22 protein-coding genes are annotated in these 21,462 nt (G+C 40.3%); 1 reads left to right on the top strand and 21 read right to left on the bottom strand.

The window, feature by feature from the left end:
* Positions 1-9: 9 nt before the first annotated feature.
* The 7 genes from FC90_RS07975 to FC90_RS07945 are packed head-to-tail and all read right to left on the bottom strand — an operon-like array spanning position 10 to position 4,357.
* The gene (locus FC90_RS07975) at positions 10-741 is read right to left on the bottom strand and encodes a class I SAM-dependent DNA methyltransferase (RefSeq protein ID WP_057908708.1); all 732 of its coding nucleotides are present in this window, start codon (positions 739-741) and stop codon (positions 10-12) included.
* Positions 738-1,082, bottom strand: a complete 345-nt coding sequence (gene rsfS / locus FC90_RS07970; protein ID WP_057908813.1) for a ribosome silencing factor — start codon at positions 1,080-1,082, stop codon at positions 738-740. The genes FC90_RS07975 and rsfS overlap by 4 nt, the downstream gene beginning before the upstream one ends.
* 27 nt (positions 1,083-1,109) lie before the next feature.
* Complete coding sequence (gene yqeK / locus FC90_RS07965; protein WP_057908707.1) at positions 1,110-1,712, bottom strand: bis(5'-nucleosyl)-tetraphosphatase (symmetrical) YqeK; 603 nt, start codon at positions 1,710-1,712, stop codon at positions 1,110-1,112.
* The gene (locus FC90_RS07960; RefSeq protein ID WP_057908706.1) at positions 1,705-2,346 is read right to left on the bottom strand and encodes a nicotinate-nucleotide adenylyltransferase; all 642 of its coding nucleotides are present in this window, start codon (positions 2,344-2,346) and stop codon (positions 1,705-1,707) included. The genes yqeK and FC90_RS07960 overlap by 8 nt, the downstream gene beginning before the upstream one ends.
* 15 nt (positions 2,347-2,361) lie before the next feature.
* A complete protein-coding gene (locus FC90_RS07955) occupies positions 2,362-2,679 on the bottom strand; it encodes a YhbY family RNA-binding protein (RefSeq protein WP_057908705.1) in 318 nt (105 codons plus the stop codon).
* Positions 2,680-2,700: 21 nt separating this feature from the next.
* Positions 2,701-3,816: a ribosome biogenesis GTPase YqeH gene (gene yqeH / locus FC90_RS07950; RefSeq protein WP_057908812.1), complete on the bottom strand. Its 1,116-nt coding sequence runs from the start codon at positions 3,814-3,816 to the stop codon at positions 2,701-2,703.
* 10 nt (positions 3,817-3,826) lie between these two features.
* On the bottom strand, positions 3,827-4,357 hold the full coding sequence (locus FC90_RS07945) for a YqeG family HAD IIIA-type phosphatase (RefSeq protein ID WP_057908704.1): 531 nt from the start codon (positions 4,355-4,357) through the stop codon (positions 3,827-3,829).
* Positions 4,358-4,613: 256 nt separating this feature from the next.
* Here FC90_RS07945 and FC90_RS07940 point away from each other — a divergent pair, with 256 nt between their 5' ends.
* Positions 4,614-5,549 (top strand): NADP-dependent oxidoreductase, encoded by a 936-nt coding sequence (locus FC90_RS07940; protein ID WP_057908703.1) that lies wholly within the window; start codon positions 4,614-4,616, stop codon positions 5,547-5,549.
* Between the two features lie 70 nt (positions 5,550-5,619).
* Here FC90_RS07940 and rplT read toward each other — a convergent pair whose 3' ends face one another.
* The 14 genes from rplT to rnr all read right to left on the bottom strand — a co-directional run bounded on the left by rplT (position 5,620) and on the right by rnr (position 21,452).
* Positions 5,620-5,979: a 50S ribosomal protein L20 gene (rplT, locus tag FC90_RS07935; protein WP_057908702.1), complete on the bottom strand. Its 360-nt coding sequence runs from the start codon at positions 5,977-5,979 to the stop codon at positions 5,620-5,622.
* Between the two features lie 88 nt (positions 5,980-6,067).
* Entirely contained in the window at positions 6,068-6,268 is a 201-nt protein-coding gene (rpmI, locus tag FC90_RS07930; RefSeq protein ID WP_057908701.1) for a 50S ribosomal protein L35, read from the bottom strand.
* Between the two features lie 33 nt (positions 6,269-6,301).
* Positions 6,302-6,805, bottom strand: a complete 504-nt coding sequence (infC, locus tag FC90_RS07925) for a translation initiation factor IF-3 (RefSeq protein WP_057908700.1) — start codon at positions 6,803-6,805, stop codon at positions 6,302-6,304.
* Between the two features lie 302 nt (positions 6,806-7,107).
* A complete protein-coding gene (gene thrS, locus FC90_RS07920; protein ID WP_057908699.1) occupies positions 7,108-9,075 on the bottom strand; it encodes a threonine--tRNA ligase in 1,968 nt (655 codons plus the stop codon).
* Between the two features lie 308 nt (positions 9,076-9,383).
* Positions 9,384-10,307, bottom strand: a complete 924-nt coding sequence (gene dnaI, locus FC90_RS07915) for a primosomal protein DnaI (protein ID WP_057908698.1) — start codon at positions 10,305-10,307, stop codon at positions 9,384-9,386.
* A complete protein-coding gene (locus FC90_RS07910; protein WP_057908697.1) occupies positions 10,307-11,689 on the bottom strand; it encodes a replication initiation and membrane attachment family protein in 1,383 nt (460 codons plus the stop codon). Before FC90_RS07910 ends, dnaI begins: the two co-directional genes overlap by 1 nt.
* A 17-nt stretch (positions 11,690-11,706) precedes the next feature.
* Entirely contained in the window at positions 11,707-12,180 is a 474-nt protein-coding gene (nrdR, locus tag FC90_RS07905) for a transcriptional regulator NrdR (protein WP_057908696.1), read from the bottom strand.
* Between the two features lie 145 nt (positions 12,181-12,325).
* A complete protein-coding gene (gene coaE / locus FC90_RS07900; RefSeq protein ID WP_057908695.1) occupies positions 12,326-12,916 on the bottom strand; it encodes a dephospho-CoA kinase in 591 nt (196 codons plus the stop codon).
* Positions 12,913-13,752 (bottom strand): DNA-formamidopyrimidine glycosylase, encoded by an 840-nt coding sequence (gene mutM / locus FC90_RS07895; RefSeq protein ID WP_057908694.1) that lies wholly within the window; start codon positions 13,750-13,752, stop codon positions 12,913-12,915. Before mutM ends, coaE begins: the two co-directional genes overlap by 4 nt.
* A gap of 11 nt (positions 13,753-13,763) precedes the next feature.
* On the bottom strand, positions 13,764-16,424 hold the full coding sequence (gene polA / locus FC90_RS07890) for a DNA polymerase I (protein WP_057908693.1): 2,661 nt from the start codon (positions 16,422-16,424) through the stop codon (positions 13,764-13,766).
* A 133-nt stretch (positions 16,425-16,557) separates the two neighbouring features.
* A complete protein-coding gene (locus FC90_RS07885; RefSeq protein ID WP_057908692.1) occupies positions 16,558-17,049 on the bottom strand; it encodes a MarR family winged helix-turn-helix transcriptional regulator in 492 nt (163 codons plus the stop codon).
* Between the two features lie 307 nt (positions 17,050-17,356).
* Positions 17,357-18,406, bottom strand: a complete 1,050-nt coding sequence (locus FC90_RS07880) for a 3D domain-containing protein (RefSeq protein WP_057908691.1) — start codon at positions 18,404-18,406, stop codon at positions 17,357-17,359.
* Between the two features lie 209 nt (positions 18,407-18,615).
* The gene (gene smpB, locus FC90_RS07875; protein ID WP_057908690.1) at positions 18,616-19,089 is read right to left on the bottom strand and encodes an SsrA-binding protein SmpB; all 474 of its coding nucleotides are present in this window, start codon (positions 19,087-19,089) and stop codon (positions 18,616-18,618) included.
* A gap of 8 nt (positions 19,090-19,097) precedes the next feature.
* The gene (rnr, locus tag FC90_RS07870; protein WP_057908689.1) at positions 19,098-21,452 is read right to left on the bottom strand and encodes a ribonuclease R; all 2,355 of its coding nucleotides are present in this window, start codon (positions 21,450-21,452) and stop codon (positions 19,098-19,100) included.
* Positions 21,453-21,462: the final 10 nt, after the last annotated feature.

Here is a 21,462-nt window from a genome sequence, read left to right as displayed (position 1 = left end):
ATCCTCCGACTACTTCACGGCACTAAAGAACCAACGCACGCTATCTGCTTGAACCGCTTCTTGGCCAAAATCAGCACTAACCGTTACGTCTTTGAATCCTACTGCTTTTAACGCAGCAACATAATCTGAAATAGCATACGTTCGTTCATAGTGTAATTCGTTAAGTGCTTGATAACCGTTAATTTTTTCATCCCAAACAAAAAAGCTTAGATCATGTTCAATTGAATGGGGAACTTCGCCTACATAACTCGTCCACATAAAAGCTGTTTCAGCCGTTTTATCATTATACATAAAGCCTGGAAAAAGTTCATCCATTTGATAAAGTGAGTGCGCATCAAATAGAAATTGGCCCTCCGGTTCGAGGCTTTGATAAACCTGTTCAAAAACTTGTTGAACATGTGCCAAATCCGGCATGTAACAAATCGAATCATCAAAACAAGTAACGGCTTCAAACGTCCCAATGTCATCTAATGCTAGCATGTCCCCTTGTAATAAGGGCAATTCGACCGCCGCTTCAGAAGCTTTTTCGGCAGCAATACTTAACATTTCTGCTGACAAATCGAGCCCAACGACCTCTAATCCAGCTTGTTTGAGTAGAATCGCTAAATCACCCGTCCCGCACGCAAGTTCTAACACACGATGTTTAGCTTGTAATGTCTGTAGCGTATAATCTCGCCATTGTTCATACAGTGAGCTATCCATTAAGCGGTCATAAACTGCTGCAAAACTTTGATAAATCATTCCTCAGCCAACCATTCAGAAACATCAACAAGTGGTGCTTGATCCCAAAGCTTTTCAAGGTTGTATAAGGCCCGTTCTTCTGGCATGAAGGCATTGACAACGATATCGCCAAAGTCCATCAAAATCCAACGTGAACCTTTTTTACCTTCAATGTGTTTTACGAAAACCCCATTTTCTTCTTCGGCGTCTTCGATAGCATCAATGATTGCGCCTAATTGACGTTCTGAAGTCCCCGTCAACATTACGAAGTAATCCGCCAATAAACTGATGCCTTCCATGTTCAATGCAACAATATCTTCTGCTCGTTTGCTATCTGCTGCTTGTACAGCAATTTTTAACATTTCTAAACTTTTCACTAAAGTTCTCCTTTATTTGGCTTGAGTCGGAACCCAAGCATTATATGTGTCGATCGTTTTCGGGTAAATCTGCTTCTTACCCTGAATTAAAAAGGTCAATGTATTTAAAACTTCATACCGCACACCGGCTGCTAAATCAGTCATTGCTGTCTTACGAGCAGCTTCGACACCCGGAAAATGACGACCAGGTTCGATAAAATCCGCCACAAATAAAATCTGATCGATCAAATTCATTTCTGGTGCGCCAATCGTATGACACCGGACGGCATTTAAAATCGTTTCATCATGAATCGCTAAATCACGTTCAATGAAATAAGCCCCAACAACACCGTGCCAAATTGCATTGCCATAATGAAGTAATTCAGGGTCAAAGCCTTGCGTTTTAATCGCTTCGATGAACGTTTCATCCGGTAATTGCTTGGCATAGTCATGAACTAGGCCGGCAATTGCCGCACGTTCAACGTCTGCACTATTTTTTTTTGCTAATTGAATTGCGGTGGCTTCCACTCGCAAACAATGTTCAAATCGGCTTTCAGACAAGTTAGCGGCCACTTTAGCCACTAACTCAGCCCGTGTATACGGCACGATGTTTTCTTGATAAACAAAATCACTCATGATAAAGGCCCTCTTTTTGAATATATTCAAAGACTAGATCCGGTACCAAGTATCGCACTGAACAGCCTTGTTGAAGCTTGTTGCGAATTTGCGTTGAACTGATGTCAATCACCGGCGCATCCACCCATAAAACCGGATACGGTGTCTGTTGCTTATATCCTGTCCGTTTAACACCAACAAACTGGACGAGCTTTACTAAATCATCAATCCGATGCCAAGTTGGCAAGTAATCGACCATATCGCCGCCAATAATAAAATAGTAGTCAATCTCAGGATGCTGTTGCTTTAACGTCACAATTGTATCGTAGGTGTAACTGACCCCACCCCGTTCAATCTCCATTAAGTCAAGCTCAAAATGCGGATTATTAGCGATAGCACGTTCCACCATTGCAACACGATGCTTGGCTGGCAATGTTTTCTTCTCATCAACGTGTGGTGGATTAGCATCTGGCATGAACAATACTTTATCGAGACCCAGTTGGCTACGAACTTGTTCTGCCATCACCAAATGGCCGATGTGCGGCGGGTTAAAAGTGCCGCCCATAATCCCAACTTGCAAGCGATGTCCATCTTCTACGACCAGTACGTCCGGTTCAGTGACGTGATTTGTCTGCTTTAGCGTTGCACTTTGCATTTAATCACCGCCTTATTAGCGTCCGAGCTTAGTAACAATCGTTGAAATTTTTTGGTATTTTTCTTTACGTGATGCTTTATAAACCACCAATGTGCGCCCAATTTTTTGCGCAATTTCAATGCGATTATCATGTTGCTTTAAAAAATTAGCTAATTCATCAACTGTTACTTCTGTCGTTTGCAACAAGTTAATCTTAACGAGTTCTCGTTTTTCAATCGCCTCTTCAATTTGTTCGAAATAAGTTTGACTTAAACCATTTTTGCCTAATTGAAAGAGTGGTTTAGTCGTTTGGGCTAAACCGCGTAAGTAATGTTTTTGTTTACCTGTTAACACGTGCGCTACTTCCTTCCCTGATTAAATTAATGCTTTTCGAATCATGACTGAAACTCCTTTAGGTGCATAACCGGCAACCACTACATTTTCAGGTAATGTAATCCAGCCCAATCCAGCAAATACTAAATCGCTCTTTTGTTTAGTTGAAAACTCATAGCGTTGTAACTCCGGAAATTCAGCTAAATCTTCTGGATGTGGTGGCTGTAACATATCGCCTAATTGTTTAGCGTAGAATTGATCCGCATTTTCAAGTTTGGTGCGATGTATATAGAGCTCGTTATCAAAATAACCAACAAAGCCATGACGCGCGCCTTGAATAAAATCAAAGCGGGCTAAGCCCCCCAAGAAAAGTGTTTGTTGTTCATTTAATTGGTAGACTTTCGGCTTAATCCGTTTTTGTGGTGCAATTAATCGTAAATCCTTATCATGAAGATAATGTGCCATTTGCTGAGCATGCATAATCCCTGGTGTATCAATCAATGCATGGTCATCCTCATATAACGGGATATCAATGCGGTCTAACGTTGTCCCTGGAAATTGAGATGTCGTAATGACGTCACTGTCTAAAATCCCGGTTTGCTTGATAATTCGATTAATTAACGTTGATTTACCAACATTGGTTACCCCAACAACATAGACATCCCGGCCTTTGCGTTCACGTTCAATGACGGCCAATAATTCATCAACTGAATTGCCTTTTTTAGCACTCACGAGCATTGTTTCCACCGGATGTAAGCCATGTTCTTTGGCTTCTTTTTGAATCCAATTGATCACTTTATGCGGATTGAGTGCAGCTGGTAAGATATCGACCTTATTTCCCACTAAAATCACGGGATTATCGCCGATGAACCGGTGCAACCCAGGAATCAAACTGCCATTAAAGTCAAAGATATCGACCACATTCACGATGAGGGCATCACTGTCCCCAATTTGATTCAATAGCGCCAAAAAATCATCATCATTTAATTTAATATCACTGATTTCGTTGTAATGCCGTAATCTAAAACAACGTTGGCAATATAATTGACCTGTTTCTAAGCCTTTTTTGAGTGCTGAATTAGGTGTGTAGCCGAGCGCTTCTTTGTCCGTAGTTTGGATGCGAGCACCACAGCCAATGCAAAATAGTTCTTCCTCAATTTGTTGTGTTTCAGTCATTTAAATCCTCCCGCCAAGTTAAATCTGCGTCTTTTTTTAGTAGTTGTTGCATAATATATTTTTCAAAAAAACGATTAATCGATGTATTCCAGGCGTCACTATCAATAATCGGTTTAACTAAAATGGTCCGCACACCAGCTACATTGCCTGCGTGCATATCCGTAATCAGTTGATCACCAACCATCACCACTTCATGGCGTGAAAGGCCCAGTTGTTGCTTTGCTTTAATAATGCCGGTTGCCAGTGGCTTATTTGCGCGTGCAATAAAAGGTAATTGCAACTCAGCTAACGCGCGTTGTACCCGTTGGTGATTATTATTCGAAACGACCATTACGGTAATTTCAGCGGCTTGCATCTTTGCTAACCAAGCTTTTAACTGTGGTGTCCCATCTGGATTATTCCACGCAATCAAGGTATTATCTAAATCAGTTAAAACTGCTTTAATCCCCTTTTTTTTAAGTTGTTCGGGCGTTAAATCATAGATGGCCTTGACCATCCAAGTGGGCTTAAAATTCTTTAACATGCACTTGTCTCCTCGACTCTAACGTGCTTTTTGAAACTGATTTTTATGCTTAGCAAAGTCAACCTGTTTCAAACGCACTTCTTTTCAATCTAGTTACTGATTAATTATAGGTTATTTACGCCTAAATTGCACCTTTACACGGCTAATTTTCATATTTTCCAGCAAATTCACAATCCTGAACTATCTGTAAGTCAAACTAATCGACTTTTTCCCCCTATTCTGTTACGTTTAAAGAAATTGAGAGGATGTGTTTGTTATGGAAAAATTTGGTTTTAATCATTTTGGTGGCCCAACTGTTTTTGAGCGTTTCGACCAACCACAACCAACTCCTAAGGACAATCAAGTCCTCATTAAAGTGCTCGCTGCTGGATTAAATCCATACGATGTTGCACTGCGGAATGGTTCACAAGCTTCAGTGCGCCCATTACCTTTCCCAATCTTTCCTGGTACTGATGTCGTTGGCGAAATCGTTAGTCTTGGTGCTGACGTCGCCGATTACCGCGTTGGCGAAATTGTCATCAATCACCGTTCAATGGGTGCTTATAGCGAGTACGTAACGGCTAGCACGTCCAAAATTTTACGCAAACCAGCTAGCATGACTATTGCCGAAGCGGCCGGACTGCCCAGTGCTGGGATTACTGCTTACAATATTCTGATGCACTTCACTAACTTTAAACACGGTGATACAGTTGCCATCATGGGAGCAAGTGGCGCCGTTGGTAGTTTACTCGTCCAACTCAGCTTAGCAGCACACCTAAATGTAATTGCCATTGCTAACAGTGAAAATCTCAATTACCTACAATCGTTCGGCGTTCAAGAGGCACTTGCTTATAATCAATCAACTGATTTAAAACGTCTCACCCATACCGCTAAAATTGGTATTAATTTAAGTCACAATCCGGAATCAACGCAACTATTAAATCAATTAATTACTCCGGCTGGTACGTTCACATCGGCAACCATCTTACCAACTACCAGCCAACAAAGTGCTCAAATTCACTACCAAACGATTTACTCTCGTAAAGACTACACGGACTTGACAGCATTGCAAGATTTAAGCGAATTAATCGATCAAGGATTGCTCTATAATCATGTTTTACAAACCTTCCCATTTACTTTAGCCGGGATTATCGCAGGCCATCAACTCCTTGAGAGTCATCATAAACCTGGTAAGATCGTTATTACCCATTAATTTAATGTTGAAAAAGAAAGAGTCTAGGACAAAACGAAGTTTTGTCCTAGACTCTTTTTTCGATTTACAATTATTTGTTTAACGCAGCTTTAGCAGCATCAACAACAGATGTAAAGGCAGTCGCATCGTTAACTGCTAAGTCAGCTAACATCTTACGATTCATATCGATTTCAGCAACGCGTAATCCGTGCATTAATTGGCTGTATGAAATGTTGTTCATCCGAGCAGCAGCATTAATCCGCGCAATCCATAATTTACGGAAGTCGCGTTTACGTTGACGACGATCCCGGAAGGCATAACGGTATGAAACCATTACTTGGGTATTGGCTGATTTGAATAATAAATGTTTAGCACCGCGATAACCCTTGGCTAATTTTAAAATCTTTTTACGACGTTTGCGCGTCACTGTTCCACCTTTAACACGTGGCATAAGAAATTCCTCCTTGAATAACAAACAACGTCAAAGCGTTGCTGTACTGATCTAATTTTTGCTGATGGTCAAACGGATTCTGTTACCCTTATTTAAGGCCAGTTAGCATTTGACGGATACGTCTCATATCGCTGTTTGAAACCATTCCAGCTTTTCTTAATTGACGACGTTGTTTCTTAGTCTTGCCGTGGAAACGGTGACTTGTATAAGCATGGCTGCGTTTTAGTCCGCCATTACCTGTACGTCTAAAACGTTTTGCTGAAGCACGATGTGTCTTAAATTTTGGCATGATATTTCCTCCTAATAAATCAGAAACAGATTTTTATTTTTGGTCCTTTAGCGGTTCTAACAATAAGAACATGCTACGGCCATCCATTTTAGGACGTGCTGTAACTTTAGCGATGTCCTCTGTTTCTTTAGCAAGTCTTTCCAATACACGTTGCCCAATTTCTTTATGCGTAATTGCGCGGCCCTTGAAGCGAATAGAAACTTTTACCTTATCACCCTTGCCAAGGAACTTACGTGCATTATTCAACTTAGTATTAAAATCGTTTTGTTCAATTGTGGGACTAAGACGAACCTCTTTGAGGTTAATGGTTTTCTGCTTCTTACGAGCGTCACGTTGTTTCTTTTGAAGCTCAAACCGATACTTACCATAATCCATAATACGAGCAACGGGTGGTTTTGCGTTTGGCGAAACCAAAACAACATCCATATTAGCTTGATCAGCCAAGGCAATTGCATCTTGAGTACTTTTAATACCCAGTTGTTCGCCATCTTGAGCAATCAAACGCAATTCTCGTGCACGAATACCATCGTTAACCATCAAATCTTTTGCTATGACTCTTCACCTCCATAAAGTTTAGAGAGAAAATGCAGCTAAATAACAAACAAACGGCCCTCTCATTACAGAAAGGCCCGCTTATTCGGTTACTTAGTTCGTCCGAATTAGAAACTATCAGCCCAGAGACATCAAGTGTCTACTAAGGCGAGAAGCGGGAACTTCTGCTTTATTTCTCAATAAATTAAAGTATACTCGATTGGTAAATCAAAGTCAAGACTGTCTCGTGTTTTATCCTAATCTGTCCCTTACACGTCGAGTACTAAACTCAATCACTAACTAATTATTTAAAGACTGATCGTTTTATGATCTTTACCATCACGGCTGTAGTTCCCAACTTCAGCAACAATTGCATCGACAAACATATCTGAAGCTTCTTCGTTGGCACTTTCTTCGCCATACTTACGAACTGAAACCGTTGCATCCGCCACTTCTTGATCCCCGACAACTAATGTATAAGGAATCTTGCTTGTTTGAGCTTCACGAATCTTATAACCCATTTTTTCATTACGATCATCAATACGAACGCGCAAACCATGTTTAATCATCGCATCTTTGACGTTCTTTGCGTAGTCATAATGTAATTCATTCTTAACGGGGATAATCACAGCTTGGGTTGGTGCTAACCACGTTGGGAAAGCCCCCTTATAAATTTCGGTCAAATAAGCTGTGAAACGTTCCATTGTTGAAACCAAACCACGGTGAATCATCACTGGACGGTGCATTTCGCCATCTTCGCCAACATATTGTAATTCAAACCGTTCTGGCAACATGAAATCTAATTGGATTGTGGAAAGTGTTTCTTCGTTGCCCATGGCCGTCTTCGTTTGAACATCCAACTTAGGACCATAGAAGGCAGCTTCGCCTTCAGCTTCTACGTAATCTAAACCAAGATCATCCATAGCACCTTTTAACATTGTTTGTGCCTTGTTCCACATTTCATCATCAGCATAGTACTTTTCGGTATTAGCAGGATCACGATAACTCAAACGGAATGTATAATCATTAATATTGAAGTCTGAATACACTTCAATCATTAATTTCAAAATTGACTTGAATTCATCTTGAATTTGGTCAGGTCGAACGAATGTATGCCCATCATTTAAAGTCATTTCACGCACCCGTTGTAACCCTGAAAGCGCACCTGATTTTTCATAACGGTGCATCATCCCTAGTTCAGCCAACCGAATTGGTAATTCCCGATATGAACGTGGCTGGTGTTTGTAAACTTGGATATGCGATGGGCAGTTCATTGGGCGTAATTCAAGCATTTCGCCATCACCCATATCCATTGGCGGGAACATGTCTTCACGATAGTGATCCCAGTGGCCTGATTGTTTATACAAATCTAAGTTCGCTAGAATTGGTGTGTAAACATGTTCATACCCATTGGCAACTTCTTTGTCAATGATGTACCGCTCGATTGAACGCCGAATGGTAGCCCCATTTGGTAACCAATAAGGTAAACCCGCGCCAACCTTAGGATCAACGAAGAATAAGTCTAATTGGTTTCCAATCACACGGTGATCGCGTTCTTTAGCTTCTTGACGACGCTGTAAGTCAGCATCTAAGTCAGCTTGTTTGTTGTAAGCCGTCCCGTAAATCCGTTGTAACATCTTATTACTTGATTTACCTTGCCAATAAGCGCCGGCAACCGATAAGAGTTCAAAGACCTTAACGTCGCTCACTTTAGCTAGCATTGGTGCTAACCCAAAATCAGCAAAGTCGCCTAATTTGTAAACTAAGACTTGGTCTGTTTCCGTTTCATCTAATAATGCTAATTTGTAAGTCTGACCAGCAAATAGTGCTTTAGCAGCAGCTTTGTCTAAGCTGACACGTTCGATCGCCCCGCCAGCTTGAATTAACTTACTCATTGCTTTTTTAATGTCTGGTAAGTCGGTCACTGCTACTTGACCAGCTTCGTTTTCGGTGTCGTAGAAGAAGCCATCTTCAGTTGCATGTACTTCGCCGAATTGCATCTCGGGATAAGCACGATCCAACGTTGCAGCTAAAACAAAGGCTGCCGTATTCCAAATTGCCATCAAGTCTGTTGCTTTGTCGTCTTTAGTAATGATTTCAATTGCCCCATCTTCTAAAATTGGTTGCTGTAAATCAACCAATTCACCGTTGAATTTACCGGCAATTGCCTTTTTAGCTAAGCTTGTACTAATTGATTTAGCAACGTCTAAAAGACTTGTTGCTTGTTCAAATGCCTTTTTGGTACCATCTGGAAAAGTTAATTGAATCTCTGCCATTTCTATCCACTCCTTCTAATTTATCATCAACAATAAAAAAAGTCCCTGAAATACACGGTTCGTGTATCTCAGGGACGAATTAATTTCGCGGTTCCACCCAGATTGAGAATCTTTAAAAAATTCTCCAACTTTAAGCGTCTTTAACGGAAACGACCCGATCAGCTGTGTTGCCCTTGAAAGTGGTCAATTAAATGGGATGAAAAACTTTCAGCTCGTGTTTTTCTCTCTGCAAAAAATCATTTAAAAGGTGTCTTTCATCATTGATTGATTCTATTAAACCATTTAATTACTTTTTTAGCAAGCTTAATTTACAGTGGCTGTAGACGGCGATTTTGCCCACCAACCTCAATTTCTTGTGCCAAATAGCGCACGCGTTGCATGATGCGGGCAGCTTTAACCGGTTCATCGCCTTGATTACTAGTCGTTAGATGTTTCTCCAACTCAGCCATTGTGAAATTCGAACTAAAAAACGTTGCCAACTGTTCCTGCATTCGATATTGCAAGATAATCCCTAGCACCTCATCTCGCACCCAAGCACTCATTGCATCAGCACCAATATCATCAATCATCAGAATTGACGCTTTTTTTATCACATTAACCTTTTCTAAAACGTTATTTTGGCCAATCGCATTCTTCATTTCAACAGCAAACGTTGGAAAATGAATGAGGGTTGTTTCAAACCCAGATAACGCCAGTTCGTTAGCAATGGCGCCCAACAGATAAGTCTTACCGACCCCGAATTGTCCACTCAAGTATAACGCTTGATGAAAATTGCTTGGTGCTTGGCGATAGATTTCAATGAACTCGGTTGCCTTAATCAGAGCTTCAAAACGATTCGTTGGATCGTACGCATCAATTTTCGCCTGTTCAATATCCTTAGGCATATTAATTGATTTTACACGGGCCTGCAACGCAGCTTGTTCGCGTTTTTGTAGCAAGTTAGCCGTTGGTTCATAACTGACATCAATAAAATGGTTATTTAACACTAATTTAGGTGCATACCCTGGGGCGAGCGTCGTTTGTCCATTAGCTAACTTCTGTTTTTCGGTAACATATTCGTAAATTTTGGCAGCACTACGTGTGACGGTCTCTTGTGACAGATGTTCTTTATTAGTTTGAATAAATGCTTGGACGTCCGGATCATTTAAGGCATCTTCAACCAGGTGATTAAACTGTTGATTTAATTTTCGGCGATTCATATAACCCGCTAAGTCTTTACCCATATTTTCCATTACGCATCCCGCCCTTCACGAATTTTTTTCAGCGCATCTTCCAACGCATGCTGATTTTCAGGTGTCGTTATTTCCTTTGGCACTTGGTAATCGGCTTTTGCCCACTTAGGTACTGGTTCTTTTTTAATTTTATTTTGATACCGTGTTGACCGCTTCGTTTGGCCCTTAGTGGTTTGTTTGGTCTTAAAACCACGAATCTGCAAAATTGCATCCGCTGCCGTTTTAACTCCTTGTTGAGCCCATTGATTTGCAATTCGGTCCACAAGCGCTTGTGTTAATCCATCGTATTGTGTGATCACATACACGACTAATATATTGAGTACGTCGTTGTTAAAAATATACCGATTTTGTAAATCTTTCAAAGCACGAATTTCATTTTTGGCAACAAATCCATGATTTTTTTGCTTTAAATATTCTAAATAGTCGACTGGTAAACGCCCTTGACTTTCGGTTAACCACTGCAATTCTTGTTCATTAAAACCCGCTTTTTGCCATTCTTTTTGCAAATCTGCTAGTGGTTTCTTTACAGTCGTTGCCGCTGGCGTTTGGCGCTTACTTTGACGACGCGTATAATTATTTAAAACATTTTGTTCAAGGGCCGTCATATTAATCGTGCTGTCAGCGACGTTCATGGTCAATCCAATTAAACGGGCCAAATCCATCTCATCTAAGCCATAAAAATAATGGAGATTGAATAGACCTTGTTCATACTTGAGAATTTGGTCCGAGTCAATTTGGTATTGGGCCGTTGCATCTTGTAATAAATCCCAATCAAAAGTTCGCAACTCGACTGACGTAAATTGCGGAGAGCGCGCTTTTTTTTGTTGATAAATCGTTTTAGTTTCAGCAACACTAGTTGGTATAGTTGTCAACATCTCATTGGAGACGTGAAAAACCGTTAAGAAATTTTTAGTGACTTCTTGATAGTCCTTGGCATATACGGGGCGTAGCTTAAAGTTATCGCGCAGTTCGATAAAGCGAGTTTCGCGAACCGCCTCAAACAAGGCCACACTTAATAAATCATCATTAAAAAAAGCTTGGGGTGGCATTGGGGCATATAACTCATACACCAACTTCCGGCCTGTTCCCTCGTTTTTTTGGTAAGTTCGCATTAACCCAAGTGCTTCTAGCTTATTGCGGCTATCATAAAATGCAGGTAGGTCAACACTCAATAAATTTAGTAAAGTTGCATGCGTTTGAAAATATTGCTCAGTTTCTTTTTGAGTTTGACTCCATAACAAAAGATAGAGACTGTACGCAACAGCCCCCATCAATGGTTGATATAAGTAAGTGACGACTGTTTGATCGAAATCGGTCAAATAGTTAGCTTTTGTCACTGAAAAACCGTCTTTGGGACTTAGAAAATCAAATGCATCTGACATCGGCTAACTCCTCTCCCTTATTTCGATTTCTTTAACTCTTCTTTGTCCATCATTTCTTGTAACTCATTCATGAAGACGTTCATATCTTTGAATTCACGATAAACACTTGCAAAGCGAATATAGGCAATCTGATCAATGTCTGGTAATAAGCGCATTACATATTCCCCGACGGCTTGTGAAGAAACCTCGTTTTCGCCTAACGAACGAATTTTATTTTCAACTTCATCGACAACTTCGGTCATCTGCTCCATTGTAACCGGCCGCTTTTCAGCAGCTCGAATCAAGCCTCGTAGTAACTTATCTCGGTTAAATTCTTCGCGTGTCCCGTTTTTCTTAATCACCAACAATGGTGTTTGTTCCACCCGTTCGAAAGTCGTAAACCGAAAACGACAATTCTCACATTCGCGTCGGCGCCGAATCACACGCCCCTCATCTGTCGGACGACTATCAATCACTCGCGAACTATTTTGATGACAATGCGGACATAGCATATTGACACCTTCTTATCCTTTAATTATTTCATTTCAGAATTGACCTCAATTTAATCAATCATTATAACAGTAGTATAACACGCCAGGCAAGTACGCTAAACAAAAAAACAGTCGAACAAATTATCTAGTTCGACTGCCGGCATTATTATTGTACATGCAATTGCTGCAATAATGCCAAAACATTTGCTTTTAGGGTTGCTCGGCTGCCTTGATTATCAATGACAAAATCGGCTTGCGCCTTTTTAATTGTTAAGTCATCTTGACTGTCAATACGTAAGGTTGCCTGGTGCTTTGTCAAGCGGTTGCGCGCCATTAACCGTTTTAATTGAATAGTACGATCAACGTATACTACTGCAACACCGTCGCAAAGCTGTTCATAATGTTGCTCATACAACAATGGTATATCCAATACCACTAACGGTGCATACTTAAAAGAACGCATTTGCTGCTGAATAGTTGCTAAAATAATAGGACCAGTAATCGCATTTAGCCTGTTCAATGCTGCTGAATTACCAAAAACAAGGTGCCCCAACGCCGAGCGATCAACCTGCCCAGCCTTAATAATTGCCTCTCCAAAGGCCCTTTGTAACTGTGCCTGAACAGTTTGATCCGTTGCCAACACCTGATGAGCAATCTGATCAGCATCAATCACGGGTACGCCTTGTTCTTTAAATAAGACTGAGACGGTAGACTTACCGCTAGCAATTCCACCCGTTAAGCCCAAAAAATAAGTCATTCAACCGTCCCTTTCTTAATTTGACAGTACGGACAAAAATGAGTACCTCGTTGGGCAACCTTGATTTTTTCGATTGGTGTCTGACATCGTTCACAAGGTTGTCCTTTTTTTCCGTAAACATGTAACATTTCTTGAAAAGCGCCCGCGTGCCCGGTCGCATTCAAAAAAGTATTCACTGTCGTCCCGCCATGTTTTATCGCCAAGTCTAATTCCATGATAATCTTATCATGTAAACGATCCGCTTCAATCCGTGACACCAAGTTTGCTGGCGTTTCTGGATGAATCTCACTTAGCCATAGTGTTTCATCAACATAGATATTACCAAGACCGGTCACGATCTTTTGATCCAGTAACAATGGTTTAATGGCTTTTTTATGTTTCTGGAGTGCTTGGTAAAACGCAGCCTTCTTAAAGGTGGCTGGTGTTGGTTCAACCCCCAAATCCTTCAAACCCGAGACCGTATTTTCTTGTCCCGTTTCAATTAACAACATGCGTCCAAATTTACGAGAATCTAGATACCGTAGCTGGTGTCCATCTGTAAACGTCCAAACAACGTGCGTGTGCTTGGTCATAGGATCCGATGAGGCGTCCACTTCGTACTTGCCTTCCATACGTAAATGACTGACTACCGTTAATCCCTGATCAAGTCGAATTAGTAAGTACTTACCACGCCGATCAATTCCAATAATTTGACGACCAGTAAGCCCCGCAATAAAAACTGCATCTGGGTTACTGATAATTTTTGACCAACGAATCTCAATCTTTTGTATGGTCTTACCAACGACTAATCGTTCCAAGCCCCGACGCACATTTTCAACTTCTGGTAATTCTGGCATTATGTCTCCCCTTACTTCTTAATATCGTACCAAGTTGGTCCGAAGCCACTTTCTACTTTTAACGGTACCATTAATTGGACTGCAGAATCCATTACATTGGGCACTAATTTTTCTAAAATTGGTATTTCTGACATCGGTGCTTCAAAAATCAATTCATCGTGAACTTGTAAGAGCATCTTAGCTTGTAAATTAGCCTTCTTCAACGCCGCTTGCATCAAAATCATCGCCATTTTGATGATGTCCGCAGCACTCCCTTGAATAGGCGTATTCATCGCTGTCCGTTCCGCAAATGAACGCAGATTGAAGTTTTTTGCATGAATATCTGGTAAATAACGACGGCGATGAAAGAGCGTCTCGACATATCCTTCTTCGCGGGCCTTTTGCACGATGTCTTGCATAAATTGATGGACTCCTGGATATTGTTCAAAATAAGCATCAATAAAACGTTTAGCCTCAGCCCTAGTAATCCCAATATTTTGGGATAAACCATAATCACTAATTCCATAAACAATTCCAAAATTGGTTGCTTTAGCTTGACGACGCATATTTGGCGTCACTTCGTCAGCACTAGATAGGCCAAAAATTTTCATTGCGGTATTCGCATGAATATCACGGTTCTCCTTGAAGGCTGCTTGCATATTCTGATCACCTGAAATATGGGCTAAAACTCGTAACTCGATTTGCGAATAGTCAGAAGCAAACATCTGCCAGTCAGGATGACTAGGTACAAAAGCTTGCCGAATCTTGCGGCCTTCCGCCAATCGCACCGGAATATTTTGTAAATTAGGATCAACTGATGATAGTCGTCCAGTTTGCGTTAAGGTTTGTAGATATCGCGTATGAATTTTATTATCTTGATGAATCGACTTCAACAATCCTTCAACGTAGGTTGATTGAATCTTAGCGATTTGACGATAATCTAAGATAGTTTGGACAATTGGCGCTGTTTTTTTCAGCTGTTCTAAGACATCAACCGCAGTCGAATAACCCGTTTTAGTTTTCTTGATAACAGGTAAACCCATTTTCTCGAATAAGATAACACCTAATTGCTTAGGTGAATTGATATTAAAGATCTCACCAGCTTCGGCATAAATTTTTTCTTCCAAAATTTTGAGTGTTTGACTGAACTCGCCACCCATTTGCTGTAGACGACTTGCATCAACCCGAACGCCCGTGATTTCCATATCAGCCAAGACAAGTGCTAAAGGCAATTCCATACTGGTAAATAGATCGAACTGCTGATGCGCTTTTAACTGTGCCGTTAATTGCGGTTCTAATTGGTAAATAGCGGCTGCTTTTTGAATCAAATGTTGATAGAGAATAGTTAGTTCAGTTGGGCGTGCCCGTTTAGCGCCCTTACCATAAACGGCCTCGTCAGTTTGCACATTTTGATATTGGTGCAAGGCAGCAATCGTCCCCAGATCATTACTATTATTGGTCGTGTTCAATAAATAAGATGCTAGTAGTAAGTCAAATTGAACTCCTGATAATCGAATTCCTAAGCGATTGGCCGCTACTTGATTTCGTTTCACATCAAACACCGCTTTGGGACACTTGTCATCTTCTAGCCAATTTTTTAAAACCGGTTCAGCTAAAAGCGTGACATCATCGCTGACATACCAGTGATCTGGCCGACCAATATAAAAACCAATTAAATCTGCGGTGTGATAATTATCCGATAACATTTCAATACCAAAAGCGACATTTTCTGTAGTCGCTACAACCTCAGCAATATTTTCAAATGTTAATACAGTAAACTGATAATTTTCAGATGCAACCGATTCAACTGGGACATCATCAAGTTGGTTCAAAAACGATTTAAAACCCATTTCTTGATAAAAAGCAACCAAAGCAGTTTGATCTGGTCCATGAAATGCAAGTTCATCTAAGCCTAATGTAATCGGCGCATCACATTCGATAGTTGCCAAGTTCTTGCTCATAAAGGCCAATTCACGATCTTCAATCAAGTGCTCCTTTAACTTGCTTTTTTTCATCTCGTCAATATGTGCATAGACCCCTTCAAGGTTGTCATAGGCGGTAATTAATTTTAATGCGGTTTTTTCACCAACTTTATTGACGCCTGGATAATTATCCGAAGTATCCCCCATTAACCCTTTTAAATCAATAATTTGGCTGGGGTTTAAGCCTAATTTTTCGCGAACGTGGGCTGGCGTATAGGCCTCGATTTCATTGACACCTTTAACCGTGATGTTGACAGTTGTCAGATCGGTTGTCAACTGGGTTAAATCACGATCGCCGGTAACGATATCGACTGTAAATCCGGACAACTCGGCTTGTCGAGCAAGGGTCCCAATAATATCGTCAGCTTCATAATTGGCAAGATCGTAAGACTGAATTCCATAGGCAGCAAGTAACTTTCTAATATACGGAAATTGCTCTGTTAATTCAGGTGGCGTTTTTGACCGTCCCCCTTTATAGTCGGCAAATTGTTCTGTTCTAAAAGTCGTTTTACCCGCATCAAAAGCAACTAACACATGCGTAGGTTCGATCTTTTTCAAAATAATATCTAACATGTTCTTAAACGCATAGATTGCATTAGTATGCAGTCCAGCCTGATTAGTAAAGTGGTCCAAAGCCTGATGCATCGCAAAAAAAGCCCGAAAAGCAACGCTATTACCATCAACTAATAATAATTTTTTTTGAGAACTCATATTGTTCCTCCTACATTCGTAAAGTAACTAGTTCTATTCTAACAAAGAAAGTGTCAGGCGTCATTAAGTGCGACCGCTGAGCAGACCACAAAAAAAGATCACAACTAATTGTTGTGACCCAGCTAAAAGATTTTTATTTTGCTTCTGGACGATCCATATTCATTGATGCCATCCGACCAAAAATCTTTTTACTTTGATCGATTGTTGTACCAACCGTATCTTGACCAATTTCATTTTGCAAATCTTTGTATAAATCAACGTAATAAGCCAAGAGATGGCGGTAAACTTCCAAGCCTTTTTCCGTTAAATGTACACGCCGAATACGTTGATCATTTTCATCAGATTGCTCTGCAATAAAAGCAATCTTGCGTAATGAACGACACTGTCGTGAAATTGCTGAACGACTCACTTGCATCTTATCTGCCAACGCACTATTAGTCGTTTCATTATTGGCATTTTGAATCTCATGCATCACTAAAAACTGATCAAAAGACAAACCATACTTTTGACTTTCGCGGCTCATTGATTCACTTAAATTATTAATTAACCACCGATATAACCCTGCAAATTCCATAAAATCAGCTGAGGTACTACCGATCAAATCGGCATTATTCTTTGCGTCCATTCCTATTCCCCCTGTATATTAAAAATTCAAAATGATTAATAAATTTCATACTCACATTATTCAATATGCCAGTGATTATATGCTGACACATGGCTACTGGCAGCCCTTCATCTCTACTGAGTCAGACGAAGCATTCATTTTAATACTACAAACAGTTTATAGTATTGTATTGGACATTTCAACTAACTTTTCTAGGTGTCAATAACTGTTAATTGCAATCATTACAGTAATTTTAATTATTATAGCATAAAAAATATCTATAAACGACAAAATAAAAATACAGCCATATTTTATGGCTGTATTAATGTTATTTAATAATTGTAATTGCAATGTGTCGCCGACCCCAACTGCGACATTGAGCAACACTTGGAAAATGAACGTCAATAATATGTCCTTTAATTGCACTACCAGTATCGCCGGCAATTGCATAGCCGTATCCAGGTACTAAAACGAGTGAACCAAGCGGAATTACACTAGGATCGACCGCGATACAATTTGGATTCTTAGTTAAATCAATCCCAGTTGCGCCAAAATGGCTTAATCCAGGTTGAACAGTTGAATAAGCAGTGGCTTCCACTTGAATTGTTTGACCGGCTTTGCCAACTGCTGTTCTTGATAAATCGGCTTGTTGCACACTAGCGTCAGCAGTGCTCGAAGCTGCTTTGGCAGTTTCACTAGCTGCTTTTTGAGCTGCTTCAGCCTTAGCCGCTTCGCGTGCTTGTTCTGCTATTTTTTCTTTAGCAATTGTGGCAAGAGCTGCTTGGCTTTGGCTTAAATTATTCTTTAAACCGTTGACTTGTTGCTCCAGTTCAGCAGATTGCTGATCTAACCTGCTACGTTGTCCATCAAGTTCAGCTCTGCTAGCTTGCAACTTTGTTTGAATGGCTTGAGTATCACGATAGCTCTGTACTAATTGGTCCATATTATGGTTATTAGCACTTTGAAGAATCGTCAATGTATAAGCGCGGTTGAAAAAATCACTTAATGAATCAGCTGAAAGTAATGCGTTAATTACATTCCGATCATCCGCTGAACGTTGTAATGATTGCAACCGTTCTTTGGCATACCCTTTTCGCTGAGCCAATATAGCTTGCTGTTTTTTTAATAGGGCCTGTGAATGATCTATGCTTTCTGTATTTTCCTTAATTTTTTCTTTTAAACTATTAATCTCCTGATACTTCGCATTCACACTCGTTAGAGTGACCTGAATTTTTGAATTTGTATCATCAATATTTTTTTGGGTACGACTTTCTTGGGCTTTTAATTCACTCAAGCTAGCAGCACTAACAGATGTTCCCATCGTAACCATTGCAACTAAACCGGTCGCAACAGCTAACATTAGCTTTCGAATTCGCATCTTGTTAAATTCCTCCATTCGTAACTCAGCCTTGATTATACGCAATAATTACTAGCAGAAGATTGCAGAACAATGACGTTATATTACAGTTTGACAACATTTATATTTTTTGTGTAATAAACGATTTCAGCAGCGCCTCTCAATCAATAAAGGCCACCACAAAATTTTTGTGGTGGCCTTTATTGATTGTTTAAATATTTAAGTCATCGTTAGCCTTTAATCCGCACTGCGCGAGCCATTTCACGGTCTTGCTCCTTACGTTTGAGTGTTTCCCGCTTATCGTATTCCCGCTTTCCTTCACCAACGCCGATTAAGACTTTAGCAAAGCCATGCTTTAAGTAAACACGTAATGGGATAATCGTGATTCCTTTATTCTTCGTTAAGGCCCCAATTTTGCTAATTTCTTTTTTGTGTAACAATAACTTACGATTACGCAAGGGATCATGATTAAACTGATTACCTTGTTCATAAGGACTAATATGGACATTTTCAAGATATGCTTCCCCACTTCGAACGCGTGCAAATCCGTCACGTAAATTAATCTTTCCTTTACGGACTGACTTGATCTCGGTCCCGGTTAAGACAAGCCCTGCTTCAAATGTTTCTAAAATATTATAATCGTGACCAGCTTTTTTATTTTGTGCGATTAAGTTTGCTGGCTTTTGCGGGTGTTTTTTTGCCATTTAATCACCTACTTTTTAAAAGTACGTTTTTGTGTATTTCGATTAGCGGCCGGTCGTCTGGGATGACTATTTTTCTTTTGATCACCTCGGCGTTGTCCATTTTTTTCATGATCATTTGTCCGCATAGGTCGTTTAGGTCGTGCTTCGAGCTTACTCAAGATTTCAGATGAAGCTAACGGAACTGCCTCACTTGCTAATAGCTCAAAGTCCACCGAGTGGGCATCTAAATCAACATTTGCCACTTTAACACGCACTGGTTGCCCGATGCGGTACATTTTGTGGGTTCTTTCACCAACCAATGCCAGTTGACTTTCAACGAAACTATAATAGTCATCTTTCATTTGTGAAATGTGTACAAGACCTTCAACCGTATTAGGCAATGCAATAAACATCCCAAAGCTAGTCACTGAACTGATTACCGCATCATATTCATTGCCAACTTTATCAAGCATATATTCAGCTTTCTTAAGGTCGACAACTTCCCGTTCAGTATCGATTGAGCGCCGTTCTTCAAGTGACGTTTGTTCTGCGATTGGTTGTAATTTTGGTGCCCATGCTTCCTTTTCTTCAATTGTCATCCCATATTTTGCATAACTATGAATTAAGCGATGCACAATCAAATCGGGATAACGTCGAATTGGTGAAGTGAAATGCGTATAGAAATCCGCACCCAACCCAAAGTGACCTAGAGATTCATCTGAATAACGTGCTTGTTGCATACTTCTCAACAACATAGTCGTAATAATCGGCTGTTCTGGTTCGCCTTCGATCTGGGTCAAAACTTCTTGGAGCATCATTGGCGTCACTTTTTTACTTGAACCGTGGGCTTGAATCCCATAAGCCGTAATAAATTCGAAAAAGTTTTTCATCTTATCGGCATCCGGTGTTTCATGCACACGATATAAAAATGGCACTTGCGCCTTACTATAATGTTCAGCAACAGTTTCATTGGCAGCTAACATGAACGATTCAATCATCCGCTCTGAAAGGCCGCGTTGACGCAACTCGATGTCGATGGCTTTGCCATTTTCATCAACGATGATTTTAGCTTCATCTTCTTCAAAATCAATCGCGCCTCGGTTATGACGCTTCTTCAAGAGGATTTCATGTAATTCCGCCATCGTTTCAAACATAGGGACTAATCGTGCATATTGAGCCCGTAATTCAACATCTTGATCCGTTAAAATCTGATTAACATTTTTGTATGTCATTCGAGCAACCGATTTAATAACACTTGGAAAAATTTTATGTTCGATCACCATGCCATGTTCATCGATTTCCATTTCACACGTTAATGCCAATCGCTCAACATCAGGATTCAATGAACAAATCCCATTTGATAAACGGAATGGCAACATTGGCAACACGCGATCGGTTAAGTACGTACTAGTCCCACGATCCAATGCTTCAACATCTAACGGAGAACCTTCAGTCACATAATAACTCACATCTGCAATATGGACCCCGAGGTAATAGTGACCATTCGCTAATTTCTTAACGTTCACGGCATCATCGAAATCTTTAGAGTCGTCCCCATCAATAGTCACAACATCTTGGTCAGTTAAATCCGTGCGACCCAATTTATCTGCTTCTAAAACCGTGTCCGGAATCGCTTCTGACTGCAAACGGACTTCTTCCGGAAAATCAGTCTTAATATCGTGTTGATAAACAATCGATAGCACATCAACCCCCGGATCATTTTTGTTACCTAATACTTGTTTGGCAATTCCGCGCATCTGACCAGGTGCATCGACACTTGGGTAAGATGTAATATCGACTTGGACCATATCTCCTTTTTGCGGATGCAAACCATTATCAGTTAAATAAATTAAATAGCTGTTTAATTTTTTGGCGTGACTTTGAATATAACCAATCAAACCCGTCTTTTCTTTTTGAATATCTGAATAGGGCATGAATTCACCGACAATTTCTTCAATTCCACGAGTAATAACTTTAGTAACTTTTCCTTCCGGACCACGCCGACTGTTTTCTTCAGCTTCTTTAAGAATTGCTACTTCAACAGTGTCCCCATTCATCGCAAAATTTGTATTGGGTGGTGCGATAAAGATATCTGGATCACTCGGTTCTTTATCGACAATTGAAACGAAACCAAAACCACGATCATTTGCATGGAAGATTCCTTCGACAAGGCGGTTACTTGCTGGTAAACGGAACTTTCCAGCATCATCCATATTCAATATTTTGGCGCCTTCTAATTCTGCTAATACTTTCACTAAGTCTTTAAAACCTTGTGAGCCGGCAACTCCGATTCGTTCACTAATTTCGGATACGTTTAATTGCTGCGTTGCGTCTGCTTCAAAAATCCCAAGAATGGCTGTTTTCATCTGTTCAACTTGTATCACATCAACACCT

Source organism: Latilactobacillus graminis DSM 20719 (genome assembly GCF_001436415.1).
Classification (GTDB): domain Bacteria; phylum Bacillota; class Bacilli; order Lactobacillales; family Lactobacillaceae; genus Latilactobacillus; species Latilactobacillus graminis.
Note: the sequence above shows the minus strand (reverse complement) of the source record. Positions and strands in the feature narration are given on the sequence as shown.